This is a genomic window from Serratia sp. BFP-2025, assembly GCF_050880365.1.
Taxonomy (GTDB): domain Bacteria; phylum Pseudomonadota; class Gammaproteobacteria; order Enterobacterales; family Enterobacteriaceae; genus Serratia; species Serratia surfactantfaciens.
In genome coordinates, this window is sequence record NZ_JBPAFV010000002.1 from 311,971 (window position 1) to 325,554 (window position 13,584).

12 protein-coding genes and 1 riboswitch are annotated in these 13,584 nt (G+C 61.8%); of the genes, 4 read left to right on the forward strand and 8 right to left on the reverse strand.

Going from position 1 to position 13,584, the window contains the following annotated elements; all coding sequences use genetic code 11:
- Nucleotides 1-2: 2 nt before the first annotated feature.
- The 4 genes from dhaL to ACRAWE_RS16925 form a co-directional block, all read right to left on the reverse strand.
- Nucleotides 3-635, reverse strand: coding sequence for a dihydroxyacetone kinase subunit DhaL (dhaL, locus tag ACRAWE_RS16910; protein WP_019453069.1), 633 nt, complete (start codon nucleotides 633-635; stop codon nucleotides 3-5).
- 9 nt (nucleotides 636-644) lie between these two features.
- Nucleotides 645-1,715 (reverse strand): dihydroxyacetone kinase subunit DhaK, encoded by a 1,071-nt coding sequence (dhaK, locus tag ACRAWE_RS16915; RefSeq protein ID WP_019453070.1) that lies wholly within the window; start codon nucleotides 1,713-1,715, stop codon nucleotides 645-647.
- 51 nt (nucleotides 1,716-1,766) lie between these two features.
- The gene (locus ACRAWE_RS16920) at nucleotides 1,767-2,867 is read right to left on the reverse strand and encodes a glycerol dehydrogenase (RefSeq protein ID WP_197667910.1); all 1,101 of its coding nucleotides are present in this window, start codon (nucleotides 2,865-2,867) and stop codon (nucleotides 1,767-1,769) included.
- 153 nt (nucleotides 2,868-3,020) lie between these two features.
- Nucleotides 3,021-3,152, reverse strand: a complete 132-nt coding sequence (locus tag ACRAWE_RS16925) for a hypothetical protein (RefSeq protein ID WP_261799241.1) — start codon at nucleotides 3,150-3,152, stop codon at nucleotides 3,021-3,023.
- 68 nt (nucleotides 3,153-3,220) lie between these two features.
- Between ACRAWE_RS16925 and ACRAWE_RS16930 the strand changes: the two genes are divergently transcribed.
- Both ACRAWE_RS16930 and ACRAWE_RS16935 read left to right on the forward strand, forming a co-directional pair.
- Complete coding sequence (locus ACRAWE_RS16930) at nucleotides 3,221-3,889, forward strand: DUF1190 family protein (RefSeq protein WP_019453072.1); 669 nt, start codon at nucleotides 3,221-3,223, stop codon at nucleotides 3,887-3,889.
- A gap of 3 nt (nucleotides 3,890-3,892) precedes the next feature.
- Nucleotides 3,893-5,053, forward strand: a complete 1,161-nt coding sequence (locus tag ACRAWE_RS16935) for a glutathionylspermidine synthase family protein (protein WP_019453073.1) — start codon at nucleotides 3,893-3,895, stop codon at nucleotides 5,051-5,053.
- Between the two features lie 48 nt (nucleotides 5,054-5,101).
- Here the strand turns inward: ACRAWE_RS16935 and ygiD are convergent, their stop codons facing one another.
- Nucleotides 5,102-5,884, reverse strand: a complete 783-nt coding sequence (ygiD, locus tag ACRAWE_RS16940; protein WP_432525638.1) for a 4,5-DOPA dioxygenase extradiol — start codon at nucleotides 5,882-5,884, stop codon at nucleotides 5,102-5,104.
- 325 nt (nucleotides 5,885-6,209) lie between these two features.
- Between ygiD and ACRAWE_RS16945 the strand changes: the two genes are divergently transcribed.
- Nucleotides 6,210-7,742: an alkaline phosphatase gene (locus ACRAWE_RS16945; RefSeq protein WP_432525639.1), complete on the forward strand. Its 1,533-nt coding sequence runs from the start codon at nucleotides 6,210-6,212 to the stop codon at nucleotides 7,740-7,742.
- 55 nt (nucleotides 7,743-7,797) lie between these two features.
- Here ACRAWE_RS16945 and ribB read toward each other — a convergent pair whose 3' ends face one another.
- The gene (gene ribB, locus ACRAWE_RS16950) at nucleotides 7,798-8,451 is read right to left on the reverse strand and encodes a 3,4-dihydroxy-2-butanone-4-phosphate synthase (protein ID WP_004937218.1); all 654 of its coding nucleotides are present in this window, start codon (nucleotides 8,449-8,451) and stop codon (nucleotides 7,798-7,800) included.
- A 109-nt stretch (nucleotides 8,452-8,560) separates the two neighbouring features.
- Nucleotides 8,561-8,721, reverse strand: a riboswitch (FMN riboswitch).
- Between the two features lie 145 nt (nucleotides 8,722-8,866).
- Between ribB and ubiK the strand changes: the two genes are divergently transcribed.
- The gene (gene ubiK, locus ACRAWE_RS16955) at nucleotides 8,867-9,142 is read left to right on the forward strand and encodes a ubiquinone biosynthesis accessory factor UbiK (protein WP_004937216.1); all 276 of its coding nucleotides are present in this window, start codon (nucleotides 8,867-8,869) and stop codon (nucleotides 9,140-9,142) included.
- A 51-nt stretch (nucleotides 9,143-9,193) separates the two neighbouring features.
- Here ubiK and hldE read toward each other — a convergent pair whose 3' ends face one another.
- Nucleotides 9,194-10,624: a bifunctional D-glycero-beta-D-manno-heptose-7-phosphate kinase/D-glycero-beta-D-manno-heptose 1-phosphate adenylyltransferase HldE gene (hldE, locus tag ACRAWE_RS16960; protein WP_019453075.1), complete on the reverse strand. Its 1,431-nt coding sequence runs from the start codon at nucleotides 10,622-10,624 to the stop codon at nucleotides 9,194-9,196.
- A gap of 77 nt (nucleotides 10,625-10,701) precedes the next feature.
- Nucleotides 10,702-13,539, reverse strand: a complete 2,838-nt coding sequence (glnE, locus tag ACRAWE_RS16965) for a bifunctional [glutamate--ammonia ligase]-adenylyl-L-tyrosine phosphorylase/[glutamate--ammonia-ligase] adenylyltransferase (RefSeq protein WP_432525640.1) — start codon at nucleotides 13,537-13,539, stop codon at nucleotides 10,702-10,704.
- Between the last annotated feature and the right edge of the window lie 45 nt (nucleotides 13,540-13,584).

Here is a 13,584-nt window from a genome sequence, read left to right on the forward strand (position 1 = left end):
TGCTAACTGCCGGCGACCTCGGCCAGCGTTTTCATCATCAGCATCACCGAAGTGGCGCCGGGATCCTGGTGGCCGATGCTGCGCTCGCCCAGGTAACTGGCCCGCCCCTTGCGCGCCTGCATGGTGATGGTGCTCTCCACCGCCCGCTCGGCGCTGTCGGCGGCGCGCTGCAACGCCTCCGCCACGCTCAGGTTCTGCTGCGCGGACTGATCGAGGCTCGCCACCACCGGCCACCAAACGTCACACATGGTCTTGTCGCCCGGCTCCGCTTTGCCGCGCATCACCACGCCTTCAACCCCTTCCTGCATTACCTGATGCAGCTCCGTCAGATCCAGGCTTTGCTTGGCGTTCGCCGCCTGCGCCGCGCGGATGAAGAAGGTGCCGAACAGCGGGCCGCTCGCGCCGCCTACGCTCGACAGCAGCGTCATGCCGGTGTTTTTCAGGATAAAACCGATGTCTTTGTCCGCCACCGACGGCAGCTTTTCCACCACCTTATTGAAACCGCGGTTCATGTTCAGACCGTGGTCGGCATCGCCGATCTCGGTGTCCAGCTGGGTCAGAAAATCGCGCTCCCGGCTGAATACTTCGCCGCAACGCATCAGCCAATCGACGACCTGTTGTTTGGTCAACGCCATGATTCCTCCTCAGCAACCCCAACGCAGCGCAGGCGTTTTCACCGGCGCATCCCACAAGGACAACAGCTCGTCGTCCACGTTCAACAGCGTGATGGACACGCCTTGCATATCCAGCGAGGTGCAGTAAGCGCCCACCAGGTTGCGTTCGATGATGATGCCCGCCTCGGCGCAACGTTCCGCCAACCGATGGTACACACCGTACAGTTCGGACAGCGGCGTGGCACCCAGGTTGTTGACCAACGCGATCACCCGATCGCCGCGCGTCAGCGGCTGCTTGGTCTGCATCTCGTCGCGCCACTCGCCCTGCTGACGATCCCAGACGCGGATCGTGCGCTGATAGTGACCGTGGTCGATCAGCGTATGGAACATGTCATCCACCGCCGCATTGAGCGTGGTGAACGGGCGGCGCGCAATACCCGGCTCGCCGTGAATGCCGACGCCGAACTCCATCTCGTTCTCCGCCAGGGTGAACGACGGCTTGCCGGCGGCCGGGACGGTACAGGCGCCCAGCGCAATGCCGATCGAATGCCCGTGGTTGTTGATGCGATGCCCCAGCGTCACCACGCTGTCCAGGTCGTCGCCGCGCGCCGCTGCGGCGCCCAACAGTTTCTCCATCAGCACGGTGTTGGCCACCCCGCGCCGCCCGGCGGTGAACAGGCTGTCTTTGACCGCCACGTCGTCATCCACCAGCACCGTCGCCACCGCGACGCCGCTGTCGTGCAGCAGCTCGGTGGCGGTTTCGAAGTTGAGCACGTCGCCGGTGTAGTTTTTGATCAGCAGCAATACGCCGGCGCCGCCGTCGATCGCCTGACCGCATTCGTACATTTTATCCGGCGTCGGCGAGGTGAAAATCTCGCCCGGACAGGCGCCGTCGAGCATCCCTTCACCGACGAAACCGCAGTGCATCGGCTCGTGGCCGCTGCCGCCGCCGGACAGGATCGCCACCTTGCCCGCCACCGGCGCGTCGGCGCGGGTCACGAACACCGGATCCGCGTGCACCAGCAGCTCGGGATGGGCTTCCGCCAGCCCCTGCAACTGCTCTTCCAACACCGACTCGACCTGATTGATCAGTTTTTTCACGATGGTTTCCTCTGTAAGAACAGGGGCGCGGCGCACCGCGCCCCAAGGGTATCAATGACGCTGCAGCCAGGCAGCGCCCAGCCGATCCGCCGTCAGGATCGCCGCCTGCACGCTGGCGGGGGTGACCTCGAACGGCATGTTGTGAATGGTTTCGCCGGCGGCGCAGCTGGCCTCGGCCACCGCCATCATCTTCGCCGTCGCATCGCCGGCGACGCCCATCTGCGCCAGCGTGATCGGCAAGCCGATGCTGTGGCAAAACGCCAGCACGGTCTCAATCTGCGCCATCGGGCTGTTCTGCAACACCAGCTGCGTCAGGGTGCCGAACGCCACTTTCTCGCCGTGATACAGGTGGTGGCACTCCTCCAGCACCGTGAAGCCGTTGTGAATGGCGTGCGCCGCCGCCAATCCGCTGCTCTCGAAGCCGATGCCGCTCAGGTAAGTATTGGCTTCGATGATGCGTTCCACCGCTTCCGTCACCACGCCGGCCTCGACCGCCAGTTTGGCCTTCACCCCTTCGGCCAGCAGCGTGTCATAACACAGCCGCGCCAGGCTGAGCGCCGCCAGCGTCGATTTGCCGCCGGCCATGCTGGTAGCCTGCGCGTCGAAGCAGGCCTGCGCCTCGAAATAGGTGGAGAGCGCGTCGCCCATGCCCGCCACCAGCAGGCGCACCGGCGCTTTGGCGATGATGGCGCTGTCCATCACCACCATGTCCGGGTTGCGCGGGTAAATCAGGTATTCGGCGAATTCGCCCTGTTCGGTGTAGAGAACCGACAGCGCGCTGGTCGGCGCATCGGTGGAGGCGATGGTGGGGATGAGCACCACCGGCAGCCGTTGGTAGTGTGCGACGGCCTTGGCGGTGTCGAGCGTCTTGCCGCCGCCGACGCCGATCACGCCGCGGCAACCGTGGGCCTGCAGCTCGCGGCCGAGCCGGTCTATCTCTTTACGGCAGCACTCGCCGTTGAAGCGGGCCGCATGATGCTTCACGCCGTGCTGTTGCAGGCTGCCCATCAGGGTGTCGCCCGCCAGCTGCATCACGAAGTCGTCAGCGATCACGAAATAGTGATCGGCGAGGGATTTGGCGTATTCGCCGACGGCGGCCAACGCATTGGCGCCCTGAATGTATTTGCCTGGTGACTGGATGATTCTCAACATAACCGGATCCTTGTAGGGAATTGGCGATGGTAACGTTCAGATATCAGGTGATGACGCGCCGACTTCGCCGCCGGCTTGTTGTTGTGCTTCGACTATGAGCGCCTGCCGTCCACCTGGCGAGCCTCGCGATTTTTGTTCCATTATGGAACATCATCATAGCGCTAACGTTTCATGATGAAACGCCAACGCGCGTTTTTTCGCCGTGAAAGCGAACTGGCGCACACCCCAACGTATAACTGCGTAAAGAGTGGCTTCTGCGGGCGTTTCAGCTTTAATTTTGACCATGTTTCCCCTATCCTTAGCGCCACTACTGGGAAAGGGCGAAAACAGCCCGCATGATGGGATTGATAACGATGAAACGGACAAAAAACATCAACCAAGAGACGTTCCGCAAATCCTGGCGCAGCTACCGTGTCGCGCCCGTGGCCTTGGCGATCAGCGCCGTCTTTATGCTGGCCGGCTGCGAGAAGAGCGATGAAACGGTCTCCCTGTATCAGAATGCCGATGACTGTTCGCGCGCCAACCCTTCGATGAGCGAGCAGTGCACCACCGCCTACAACAACGCCCTGAAAGAAGCGGCGAAAACCGCGCCTAAATACGCGACCCGCGAGGACTGCGTCGCCGAATTCGGCGAAGCGCAGTGCACTCAGGCGCCGGCCCCGGCGCAGGCCGGCATGGCGGCGGAATCGCAAAGCAGCGGCAGCTTCTGGATGCCGCTGATGGCGGGCTACATGATGGGCCGCCTGATGGGCGGTTCCGGCTTCGCGCAGCAGCCGCTGTTCACCTCCAAGAACGCCGCCAGCCCGGCGAACGGCAAATTTGTCGACGCTAGCGGCAAGAGCTACGGCCCGGCCACCGCCGGCGGCCGCACCATGACGGTGCCGAAAACCGCGATGGCGCCAAAGCCTGCGGTCACCAACACCGTGACCCGCGGCGGCTTCGGCGAGACCGTGGCCAAACAGACCAGCATGCAGCGCAGCAGCGCTACCTCCAACTCCAGCTCTCGCAGCATGGGCGGTTGATGCATGAAACGTATTGCCATTACCGAGCGCCCGGACTGGCGCGAAAAAGCGACCGAGTTCGGTTTCCGTTTCCACACCATGTACGGCGAGCCGTACTGGTGTGAAGACGCCTATTACCAGTTCACGCTGGCGCAGATTGAAGAGATCGAAAGCGCCACCGCCGAGCTGCACCAGATGTGCCTGCAGGTGGTGGAGAAAGTGGTCGCCAGCGACGAGCTGATGGCCAAGTTCTGCATCCCGAAACACACCTGGGAGTTCGTACGCAGCTCCTGGCGCACCAACCAGCCGTCGCTGTATTCGCGTCTCGATCTGGCCTACGACGGCGTCAACCCGCCGAAGCTGCTGGAGAACAACGCCGATACGCCGACCTCACTCTATGAGGCGGCCTTCTTCCAGTGGCTGTGGCTGGAAGACCAGATCAACGCCGGCAAGCTGGATCCGCAATCGGATCAGTACAACAGCCTGCAGGAGAAGCTGATCGAGCGTTTCGCCGAGCTGAAAGCGCACCACGGCTTCGGTCTGCTGCACCTGGCGTGCTGCCAGGACAGCGAAGAAGATCGCGGCACGGTGCAATATCTGCAGGACTGCGCGCAGGAAGCCGGTCTGCCGACCGAATTCCTGTTCATGGAAGACATTGGCCTTGGCGAGAAAGGCCAGTTCACCGATCTGCAGGACCAGGTGATCGGCAACCTGTTCAAGCTCTACCCGTGGGAGTTCATGCTGCGCGAGATGTTCTCCACCAAGCTGGAAGACGCCGGCGTGCGTTGGCTGGAGCCGGCCTGGAAGAGCATCATCTCCAACAAGGCGCTGCTGCCGCTGCTGTGGGAAATGTTCCCGAACCACCCTAACCTGCTGCCGGCTTATTTCGCGCAAGACGATCATCCGCCGATGGATCATTACGTCACCAAGCCGCTGTTCTCACGCGAAGGCGCCAATATCCAGATCGTCGAAAACGGTCAGGAAGTGGCGCGCGTCGATGGGCCGTACGGCGAAGAAGGCATGATCGTGCAGCAGTTCCATCCGCTGCCGAAGTTCGAAGACAGCTACACGCTGATCGGCAGCTGGCTGGTGAACGATCAACCTTGCGGTATCGGCCTGCGCGAAGATCGCGAACTGATCACGCAGGATCTGTCGCGCTTCTATCCGCACACCATCCTCGGCTGATCGCACCGCTGAAGGCAAAAACGCCAGTCAGAGACTGGCGTTTTTTCTTTATCCCACCTGTACCGACAGCATGCTCAGCGCCCCCATTTCGATACCATCGATCGGCACGCTGATGGCCTCTTTTCCATCCCAACCGCCAAGCACATACAGCAACGGCAGATAGTGTTCCGGCGTCGGATTCGACAGCGCCGCCCCCTCATGGCGCATGAAATCCACCAGCGGATGGTTATCGCCCCGATAACGCAGGTTATCCCGGACAAAGTTATTGAATGATTCCGCCCACGGGTAGGCGCTGGTATCGCCCTGCCATTTCACCATGCGCAGGTTGTGCACCACGTTACCGCTGGCGACGATCATCACGCCCTCGTCCCGCAGCGCGGCGAGTTTGCGGCCCAGCTCATAGTGATAGGCCGCCGGATGTGTGCCGTCGACGCTGAGCTGCACCACCGGAATATCAGCATCGGGATACATTTTGATCAATACGCCCCAGGTACCGTGATCCAATCCCCACTCGCCGAGATCCGCCGTTACCGGCACCGGCGCCAGGATTTGCTGCAGCTGCGCGGCCAGCGTGGGAGAGCCCGGCGCCGGATAGCGGGTATCAAACAGCGCCTGCGGGAACCCCCCGAAGTCGTGAATGGTTTTGGGTTTTTCCATCGCGGTGACCGCAGTGCCGCGGGTGTACCAATGCGCGGAAACCGCCACGATCGCCTTCGGGCGCGGCAATGACTCACCCAACGCACGCCATGCCCGGGTGTAGCGGTTGTCTTCCAGCACGTTCATCGGGCTACCATGGCCCAGGAACAGTGCCGGCATACGAGAGGTGTTCATAGGGGGATCCTTAGTTCAAATTGTGCTATGGCGTTACATTACGCGCTTTGCCGCAGCAACACAGCCGGATAACCGTGATGATGATCTTCAATAAATTTGAATTAAAAAGCGCAAAAATGCACCGACCAACAGAAAGTTAAAAAACACATACTTTTCAATTAATTAATAAATTCTGTGAATACCATGGCATTACTGCCACACAGATCTAATTTGTGAACAATTTATGTATTTTTTGTTAACGCAGTCGATACACTCCTCTTTCAGTCGACAGGGTGTTGGCAGCCCGTCGGCGCTACGGGAATCACGTCTCACCAAGGAGGAATTCATGTTCAGACTCAGACTGGCAACCCGCCTGGCGCTTTCCATGACCTTGCTGGCCACCGCAACGGCAGCCGTCGGCGCGGCGGACAAAGCGCAGCTGACGCAGCGCGAAGACCCTTATTTCCTTCAGGCGCAAACTCAGCTGCAACAGCGGCTGAAGCAAACACCAAACACCAACCGCGCCAAAAACGTCATTCTGGTGGTCGGCGACGGCATGGGGTTTTCCACCGTGACCGCCGCTCGCATTTTTGAAGGGCAGCAGCGCGGCGTGGACGGCGAATCCAACGTGCTGGCCTGGGAAGCGTTCCCCTATCTGGCGGCGGCCAAAACCTATTCCGCCGACGCCCAAATCACCGACTCCGCGCCCAGCGCGGTGGCGATGACCACCGGTGTCAAAACCATCAACGATCTGATGGGCCTCAACCATACGGCCGCCCTCAACAATTGCGAAGACCAGCAAACCAAGGCCGTCACCACGCTGTGGGAGATGGCCGCAACGCTCGGCATGTCCACCGGCGCCGTGACGACCGCGACCATTACCCACGCCACGCCGGGCGCCACCTATGCCCATATCGCCAACCGCGACTGGGAATCCGACGCCAAAATGCCGGCGGATGCTCTGGCCGCAGGCTGCCGCGACATCGCACGCCAGCTGGTGGAAATGAAATACGGCAACGGCCTGAACGTGGCGATGGGCGGTGGGCGCGCCAACTTCCTGCCCGACGGCGTGAGCGATCCGGAATACCCCGACAAGAAAGGCGCCAGAAAGGATGGCCGCGACCTGACGCAGGCCTGGCTGCAACGCTACGGCGAGCGTGGGCAATACGTATGGAATCAAGCGCAGTTCGACAAAATCGATCCGGCCAAAGTCGACCACCTGCTGGCCCTGTTCGAACCGTCGCACATGAACTTCGAGCACGATCGGCGGCAAGACGCGGCGGGAGAGCCTTCGCTGGCGGAAATGACCGGCAAGGCCATCGATATTTTGGCCAGGAATCCCGAAGGCTACCTGCTGTTGGTGGAGGGCGGACGCATCGATCACGGCAGCCATAACGGTAACGCCTACCGCACGCTGAGCGACGCGGTCGCGCTGAACGAAGCGGTGAAAACCATCGTCGACAAGGTCAATCTGGACGAGACCCTGGTGATCGTAACCGGCGATCACAGCCACACGCTGACCATTGCCGGCTATGCCAAGCGAGGTAATCCCATCCTCGGCATTTCCGTCGGCGTCGACGGCAAACCGCGGCTGGGCAGCGACGGCAAGCCTTACACCACCGTCGGCTTCGCCAACGGCCCCGGCGGCACAATCCCATTGACCGAGCGCCCGGCATTGACCATGGAGCAGGCCACTGCGCCCGACTTTATTCAGCCAGCGCTGGTGCCGCTGAAAAGTGAGACGCACGGCGGGGAAGATCTCGGCATCTACGCCATCGGCCCCTGGGCGCATCTGTTCCAGGGTACGGTAGAGGAGAACTACACCTTCCACGTGATGAATTACGCCAGCCGCATCGGCGAACACCTGTCAAAACAGTAGCCACAAAAAAAAGCCGCGTTGAGCGGCTTTTTTTATCGTTGAAAGCGGCCGGCTATCAGCTGGCTTTTTTCTCGTGCGCCTGGCGGTAGGCCACCAGATCTTCGATGGTCAGCACCACCATGTCGTGCTGTTTGGCGAAGGTGATCACTTCCGGCGCATGCGCCATGCTGCCATCGTCGTTGGTCAGTTCACACAGCACGCCAGCAGGTTTGAAGCCGGCCATGGAGACCAGATCGATGGTCGCTTCGGTGTGACCGCGGCGGCTCAGCACGCCGCCCGGCTGCGCGCGCAGCGGGAATACGTGGCCCGGACGGTTCAGGTCGCTCGGCTTGGCGCTGTCTGCCACCGCCGCACGGATGGTGGTCAGGCGATCGGAAGCGGAAACCCCGGTAGTCACGCCCTGCGCCGCTTCGATGGTCACGGTGAAGGCGGTCTGGAACTGGCTGGAGTTGTTGGTCACCATCATCGGCAGCTCAAGCTGCTGACGGCGTTCTTCGGTGATGCACAGGCACACGATACCGCTGCCGTGGCGAATGGTCAGCGCCATCTGCTCAACGGTCATGGTTTCCGCGGCGAAGATCATATCACCTTCGTTTTCACGATTTTCATCATCGAGCACCATCACGCCGCGCCCGTTGCGCAGTGCGTCGATCGCGCGTTCAACGCGTTCTGTCGGCGTGCCGAAGTCTGAAAGTAGCGTCTGATTCATGGTAAAAAACCTCATTAAAAATTATGGATTACCAGAACCAGGGCGATCTTGAGGAGTAGCTAACAATAGCTAAAAAAATAACGCAAGCGGGCGCAAGCCCGGCAGATACCGTTACTCTCTCCCATCCGGACTATAACCGTCGGCCCCGGAATTACACCGGATCTGCTGACCTCTAACCGGCCTTTACAGGCTGGCTGAGCGCTCGCGGGCTTTCACCGTAGAAGGTGATTTACCGCCGGTGGGGACTTTCACCCCGCCCTGAGAATAAGCAGGATGACTATAACGCTAATGGGTAGGCAGGGCAATTGGCAAAAGCACAATTCGGCCACGCACGGCGAATGCGCTTAATGGTTTATCCGGCGGGCAACTCGCATTACACTAAGCGGCAGCTATTAAACTCTGAAAGGGATACGCCATGATTGACCCGAAAAAAATCGAACAAATCGCACGCCAGGTTCATGAGTCCATGCCTAAAGGCGTTCGTGAATTCGGGGAAGACGTTGAGAAAAAAATCCGTCAGGTACTGCAGTCGCAGCTTACCCGCCTGGATTTGGTTAACCGCGAAGAGTTCGACGTACAGACTCAGGTGCTGCTGCGCACCCGCGAGAAGCTCGCGCTGTTGGAACAGCGCATGGCCGAGCTGGAAAGTAAACTGAGCGCGGCGCCGGCGGCCAAACAGGAAGACGAGTAATTCCCGCCAAGGGCGCGCACCGCGCGCCCTTGTTCTTTACGTCGCCCGGCGTTAGCCGCGCCCGTCTTTGATCGCTTTGATGATGTTGGTGGTCGACAGGCCGTCTTCAAAGTTCAGCACTTTGACATCGCCGCCGTTGGCCCACACTTCCGCACTGCCGGCAATCTCTTCCGGTTTGTAATCACCGCCTTTCACCAGCAGATCCGGCAGAATGTCGGCAATCAGACGCTGCGGCGTGTCTTCTTCGAACGGCACCACCCAATCCACCGCTTCCAGCGCGCCCAGCACGATCATGCGATTCTCCAGCGCGTTGACCGGGCGTGTTTCCCCTTTCAAACGCTTGGTCGACGCATCGCTGTTCACCGCCACGATCAGGCGATCGCCCAGTTTGCGAGCGTTGGCCAGATAGGAAACGTGGCCGGCATGCAGAATGTCGAAGATGCCGTTGGTCATCACGACTTTCTCGCCGCGCTGGCGCGCCTGCGCCACGGCGTGTTTCAACTGCGCTTCGGTCATCACGCCAAAACCGGTTTCGGCACGGCCGCGCACCGCGTTTTCCAGCTCGATAGGCGACACGGTGGACGTACCGAGTTTGCCCACCACTACGCCGGCGGCGGCGTTGGCCAGGAAACAGGACTCTTCCAGCGAGTTGCCGGCGGCCAGCGAGGCGGCCAGCACGCCGATCACGGTGTCGCCGGCGCCGGTCACATCGAACACTTCCTGCGCCTGGGTCGGCAAGTGCAGCGGCTCAACGCCAGGCTGCAGCAGCGTCATGCCGTGCTCGGAACGGGTGACCAGCAGCGCCGACAGCTCGAAATCCGCCACCAGCTTCATGCCGCGTTCCACCAGTTCCGCCTCATCCTTGCAATGGCCCACCACCGCTTCAAATTCGGACAGGTTCGGCGTCAGCAGCGTCGCGCCGCGATAGCGTTCAAAATCAGAACCTTTCGGATCGATCAGCACCGGCACTTTGGCGGCGCGCGCCAATTGGATCATGCCCTGCACCTGGCTGAGCGCGCCCTTGGCGTAATCGGACAGCACCAGCGCGCCGATCTGCGGCAGCGCCTGCTGAATGCGCTCCAGCATCGGCTGCGGATCGACGTTGGAGAAGCCTTCTTCGAAGTCGAGACGGATCAGCTGCTGGTTACGCGACAGCACGCGCAGCTTGGTGATGGTCGGATGGGTCGGCACCGAGACGAAGTCGCAGCGCACGTTGACTTCATTCAGCTTGGCGCTCAGCGCCCGCGCCGCATCGTCGATGCCGGTCAGGCCCACCAGGCGGGACGTTGCCCCCAGCGAAGCGATGTTCATCGCCACGTTAGCCGCGCCGCCGGGACGCTCTTCGATGGTATCGACCTTGACCACCGGCACCGGGGCTTCCGGTGAAATGCGGCTGGTCGGCCCATACCAATAGCGATCCAACATGACGTCACCGACCACCAGCACACCGGCGCGGCGAAAATCAGGCAGCGTAACTTTCATCCGATAACTCCAAAAAAGAACAAAATTTTAGTGGCGCAGATATTACCACAGACCGCCGGAATACCCGCAAAAAGGTATTAATCCAGCCATTTGGCCCAGCTGACGCGCACCTGCTCACGCTCGGCGGCGAACTGCTCGCTGCCGACCTTGCCAGAATGCTCCTGCAGCGCTAGATGGTGGATCTCGTCGCGCATGGTGACATAGGCCTGGGTCAGCGCGCGCGCCTCCTCTTCCGGCATGATGTCGTAATTGGCCATCAGCTCGAAGATGCGCACGTTGTCCGACCAACGCGTCAGGCGCGGTTCGCCCGGCGCATAGCGTAAGACCAGATATTGGGCGATAAATTCGATGTCGGTAATGCCGCCCTCATCGGTTTTGATATCAAACAGATCGCGCTGTTTGTTGCCGAGATGGTTGCGCATCTTTTCGCGCATCTCGCGCACTTCACGCTTCAGCACCTCCGCATCGCGCGTTTTGCACAGGATCTCGCGCCGGATCGCGTCGAACTGCTGATGCAGCGCCGGATCGCCATGTACGATGCGCGCACGCACCAGGGCCTGATGCTCCCAGGTCCAGGCTTCGTTTTGCTGGTAGTCGGCGAACGCCTCGACGGTGCTGACCAGCATCCCCGCAGCGCCGGAAGGCCGCAGGCGCGCGTCCACTTCATACAGAATGCCGGAGGAGGTGCGGGTGCTGAACAGATGCATCACCCGCTGCGCCAACCGCAGATAGAACTGACGGCCGTCGATGCAGCGATCGCCGTCGGTCATCACCTCCGGCGGGCAATCCAACAGGAACACCAGATCGAGATCGGAACTGTAGCCCAGCTCCCAGCCGCCCAGCTTGCCGTAGCCGATCACCGCAAAGCCGCGCCCTTCGCGCTCCTGCAGATGGGTCGGTTGGCCGTAGCGCGCCACCATGTCGCTCCAGGCCTGTTGCACCACCGCGTCGATGATCGCCTCAGCCAGGTAAGTCAGGTGATCGCTCACTTTCATCACCGGCAGCGCCCCGGCGATATCCGCCGCGGCGATGCGCAGCTGCTGCGCCTGTTTGAATTGGCGCAGCGCCTCCAGCTTTTGCTCTTCGTCGTCTTCCGGCACCCGCAGCAGGTACTGACGCAGCTCGCTGCGATAGGCGTCCAGCGCCACCGGCTGATACAGCGTGGCCGGATCCAGCAGTTCGTCCAGCAACAGCGGGTAACGCGACAGTTGGTTTGCGACCATCGGCGACGCGGCGCACAGGCGGATCAGATGGCTGAGCGCCGCGTGATACTCCACCAGCAGCTCGAGGTAGGTGGTACGGGTGACAATGCTCAGCAGCAGCTGCGCCAGCCGCACCAGCGCGGTCGGCGCGTCCTGCCGTGGGCACACCTCCGCCAGCAGGCGCGGCATCAGCTGATCGAGCACGTCGCGGCCGCGCGGGCCGATGGTGCGCTTGTCGACGTCATGGCGGAAATCGGCGATGGTGCGCAGCATCTGTCGGCGCCCCTCTTCATCGAGGTGCGGCGTCAGCGGCGCCAGCTCGTTCTCCTCCAGCGCGTCCTGCCACAGGCTGTGGTAGTGCTGATAGTCGGGATCTTCGCCGACATCCGGACTATCGTCGCCGATCAGGTCGTCGAACACCGCACGCACCGCCTGCATATGTGCGTCCAACGCCGCCATCAGCGCCGCCCAATCCGCCAGCCCCATGCCGTAAGCCAGCCGCGCCTGATCGAGCACATCCTGCGGCAACGTCTGGGTTTGCTGATCGCCGATCGCCTGCAGCAGGTTCTCCAACCGCCGCAGGAACAGGTAAGCGGCGCTCAGCGCCCGCACCTGCTCGTTCTCCAGCAGCCCCAGTTCTCCCACCGCCTGCAGCGTCGGCAGCAGCGAACGCCCCTGCAGCGCCGGCTCGCGGCCGCCGCGGATCAGTTGAAACACCTGAGTGATAAACTCGATTTCGCGAATGCCGCCGGCGCCCAGCTTGATGTTATCCTTCAGGCCCCGCCGCCGCACTTCACGGGCGATCATGCCCTTCATGTTGCGCAATGATTGAATGACGCTGAAATCGATATAGCGACGGAACACGAACGGCCGCAGGGTTTTGCGCAGCTCCTGGCTGTAAGCGTCTTCCGCCCCGCCCATCAGGCGCGCCTTCACCATCGCATAACGTTCCCAGTCGCGCCCCTGCTCCTGGTAGTAATCCTCCAGCGCCGCAAAGCTCATCACCAGCGGGCCGCTGTCGCCGAACGGCCGCAGCCGCATATCCACGCGATAGACGAAGCCGTCGATGGTCTGCTGATCCAGCGCTTTGATCAGCCGCTGGCCGAGGCGGGTGAAGAACTGGGCATTGTCCAGCTCGCGCCGCCCGCCCTGGGTTTGGCCGTTTTCCGGGTAGGCGAAGATCAGATCGATATCCGACGAGAAGTTCAGCTCGCCGCCGCCCAGCTTGCCCATGCCGAGGATCAGCAGCGGCTGTGGTTCGCCGGCGGCGTTGCACGGCGTGCCCCACTCGCGGCAACAGGTTTGGTACAGCCAGTCGCGCGCGCTGACGATCAGCGTTTCCGCCAATCCGCTCAGCTGCAGCAGCGTTTCTTCGGTCGAACACAGCCCCTGCGCCTGCGCCCAGGCGATGCGCACCAGCATTTCGCGGCGAAACAGACGCAGCGTGCGCATCAGCTGCGCTTCATCGCGCACCTCTTCCAGTTCGTCCTGCAGCCAGGCGGCGTAGTGTTGCCACTCGCCGGGCGCCGGCGGCTGTTCGCGCAGCGTCGCCAACCAGGCCGGCTGGGCGAGCAGCGCGTCGCTGACGAAATCGCTCGACGCCAGCACCCACTGCTCTTGCTCGCTAAAGGCGCAGTCTGCGCCGTGAACTTCCTGAAAACGCTGCACAACCTGCTGTGCCTGAGCCTGCAACGCGGCTGAAAGTGGCGACATAGTGTATGACCCGTTCTGCGGCCCACGGCTGGCGGGCCGGCTGGA